The 2,593-nt window shown below is 67.4% G+C and carries 3 protein-coding genes and 2 tRNA genes; 1 reads left to right on the forward strand and 4 read right to left on the reverse strand.

What is annotated here, in order from left to right:
• Nucleotides 1-633 (forward strand): helix-turn-helix domain-containing protein (locus AC1DXV_RS33695; protein ID WP_477937915.1); only part of this gene is annotated, 633 nt, incomplete at its 5' end.
• 202 nt (nt 634-835) lie between these two features.
• On the opposite strand, the gene AC1DXV_RS33700 is transcribed toward AC1DXV_RS33695, so the two are convergent.
• The 4 genes from AC1DXV_RS33700 to AC1DXV_RS33715 all read right to left on the reverse strand — a co-directional run.
• Nucleotides 836-912, reverse strand: a tRNA-Arg gene (locus AC1DXV_RS33700).
• A 41-nt stretch (nt 913-953) separates the two neighbouring features.
• A tRNA-Pro gene (locus AC1DXV_RS33705) sits at nt 954-1,030 on the reverse strand.
• Between the two features lie 72 nt (nt 1,031-1,102).
• Complete coding sequence (locus AC1DXV_RS33710; RefSeq protein ID WP_477937917.1) at nt 1,103-1,549, reverse strand: hypothetical protein; 447 nt, start codon at nt 1,547-1,549, stop codon at nt 1,103-1,105.
• 200 nt (nt 1,550-1,749) lie between these two features.
• A partial coding sequence (locus AC1DXV_RS33715; RefSeq protein ID WP_477937919.1) for a DUF3418 domain-containing protein occupies nt 1,750-2,593 on the reverse strand: 844 nt, incomplete at its 5' end.

Raw genomic sequence — 2,593 nt, forward strand, 5'->3', positions numbered from 1 at the left:
GGCAAGGAGCACGGCGGTACCCTGCCCTACCCGCCCGACCTGCAGTTCTTCTGGGCGCACTTCGTACTGCCCGCCAAGCCGGCGCGGCAGGCCGCGCAGATGCTCGACGTGCCGCAGCACGCGATGGTGGCGCGCCCCGAGCAGATGACCAGCCTGTTCCGGCGCTTCCTGAACGAGCAGGAGCTGCTGGGCGAGCGCCAGGTTCCGATGAGCCTGATGCTGATGCTGATGCTGTGGGAGGTGACGAACTCGCGCGCCGTCGGGACCATCGGCAGCGTGCAGGACAGCTCGGCGGCCGTGCTGGCGGCGCGGGCCGAGGCGCTGATCTGCACCGGCTTCCACGGACCGATGAGCACCTCGACGATTGCCGCGGCGCTGGGCTGCAACGCCGACTACCTGGGGCGGGTGTTCCGCACCATCTACCGCTGCACGCTGACCGAGGCCATCCACCTGCGGCGGCTGCGCCAGGCGACGGCCCTGCTGGCCGAAGGCAAGACCTCGATCGATGCCATCGCCGCGCGCTGCGGCTTCGACGACGCCGGCTATTTCCGGCGGCTGTTCAAGCGATCGACCGGCATGACGCCGCAGGCGTACCGGCGGCTGCACCTGCGGGTGCATGTGAATACGGGGTGACGTGACGCGGCCAGGCCCTGACCGACAAGGACGCGCGGCAGGGGATTGGCGAGGCCCGGAAGATGGGCCAGCACTCGACCGAAGCGCAGACGGCGGACTACTTGCGGCACAAAGTCGCGCGCAAGACCGGGCTACGCGTTAGAAGAATGTGCCGGCGTTAGAAATTTGAACTGCGGAACCGACCGCAAACCCGCGCCAATACTGGCCTGCCCGGAGGGACTCGAACCCCCGACCTGCTGCTTAGAAGGCAGCTGCTCTATCCAGTTGAGCTACGGGCAGCGAGGGGACAGGCTGAAGGCCTGCAGATGGGAAAGAGTTGATGGTCGGGGTGAGATGATTCGAACATCCGACCCACTGGTCCCAAACCAGTTGCGCTACCAGGCTGCGCTACACCCCGAACGGCCGCATTGTAACCAGCACCGGCCGGTTGCCGGCCGTGGAGTGCGCTGGAACAAAGCGCACTGTGGCATCAACGCACCGACACCATCTGCGAGCGCAGTGCCGCCGGCACGTCCTCGATCAGCATGATGGCGATGCTGCCGTCCTTGGCCGTGTTGTTGTGCGCGGACTTGGCCGTGGCCAGGGTGCCCGCCACGGCTTCCGGCGACAGCGTGTACATGTTGCCGCTCAGCGGGTCGACGATGAACCAGCCGATCAGGCCGCCGAACACCAGGTTGCCGGCGATGTACCAGCCGTTGGCCGACGCGGTGACCGGGATGACCTGCGTCTGGAAGCCCGGCTTGGTGATGGTGACGGTGAAGTTCTTCTTGCCCCAGTACTTGCCGGTGCTCTTCAGCAGCGTGACCGAGGTGGGCGTGGCGCCCTTGAACACTTCGACGCCGGCCTCGTCAACGACGGTGATGCTGGCTTCGCTGGGTGCGCTGGAAATCGGCAGTGTCTGGGTTGGCTGACCCATGATCGTTGCGCAGGCTGAACAGACGGCCGCCAGGACGACGACGAGCAGGCCGGTGGTCAGTCGCGGAATCGGGCGCCGCAGGCTGCGGTGATCTTTGGAGTGGGGCGAGGACTGGGGAGACAAAAATGGCATGGAGGCTCTCCCTGCAGGAGTGAATGGGGGAGCGAGCATGCAAGGGGAATGTGCAGGAATTCTGCAGATCACACCGTCAACGCCCCCAGCGCCTTCTCCAGCCGCTTCACGCTCACCGGCTGCGGCGTCCGCAATTCCTGCGCAAACAGGCTGACCCGCAACTCCTCCAGCAGCCAGCGGAACTCCTCCAACCGCCCGTCGTGCACGCCCTTGCGATCGGCCAGCAGCCGCAGCCAGCGCTGCTCCAGCGGGCGCAGTTCGGCCAGGCGCTGGGCATCCCGCGCCGGGTCGGCACGCAGCTTGTCCAGCCGCATCACCACGCCCTTCAGGTAGCGCGGCAGGTGCGCCAGCTGGGCCCACGGCGTCGCCCCCACGAAGCGCTTCGGCACCAGCCGGGCCAGCTGCGCCTGCACGTCGTCGGCCACCTCCTTCGGCGCCCGCGCATCCTTCAGCTTGCGCTGTGYCGCGGCGAATTCGGTCAGCACCACGATCACGCTGCGGGCGATCTCGTTGGCGATCAGCGTCAGGCGCCCTCGCCCTTCGTCGATGCGCCGCCGGAAGGCCTGCGCATCGGCCGGCAACGGGTCGGCAAGGAACGCACGGTCGAGCGCCAGGTCGATGATCTGCTCGCGCAGTTCCTCGGCCGTGCCCAGCGGCATGTACAGCACCGCCATCTTCTGCAGGTCGGGGATGTTCTTCTCGAGGTACTTCAGCGCGTCACGGATCTGCAGCGCCACCAGCCGCCGCAGGCCGGCCCGGTGCTTGTGCGCCGCCACGTCCGGCTCGTCGAACACCTCGATCTGCACATGGCTGCCACGGTCGATCAGCGCCGGGAACCCCACCAGCACCTGGCTGCCGCGCTTCACCTCCATCAGCTCCGGCAACTCGCCGAAGGTCCAGTCGGTGTAGGTC

It is taken from the genome of Rhizobacter sp. P3_C12 (assembly GCF_056402735.1).

Coding starts and splice junctions, on each gene's coding strand:
- AC1DXV_RS33710 (WP_477937917.1), bottom strand. CDS start 1,549: ATGGGTCAGCCAACCCAGACACTGCCGATTTCCAGCGCACCCAGCGAA.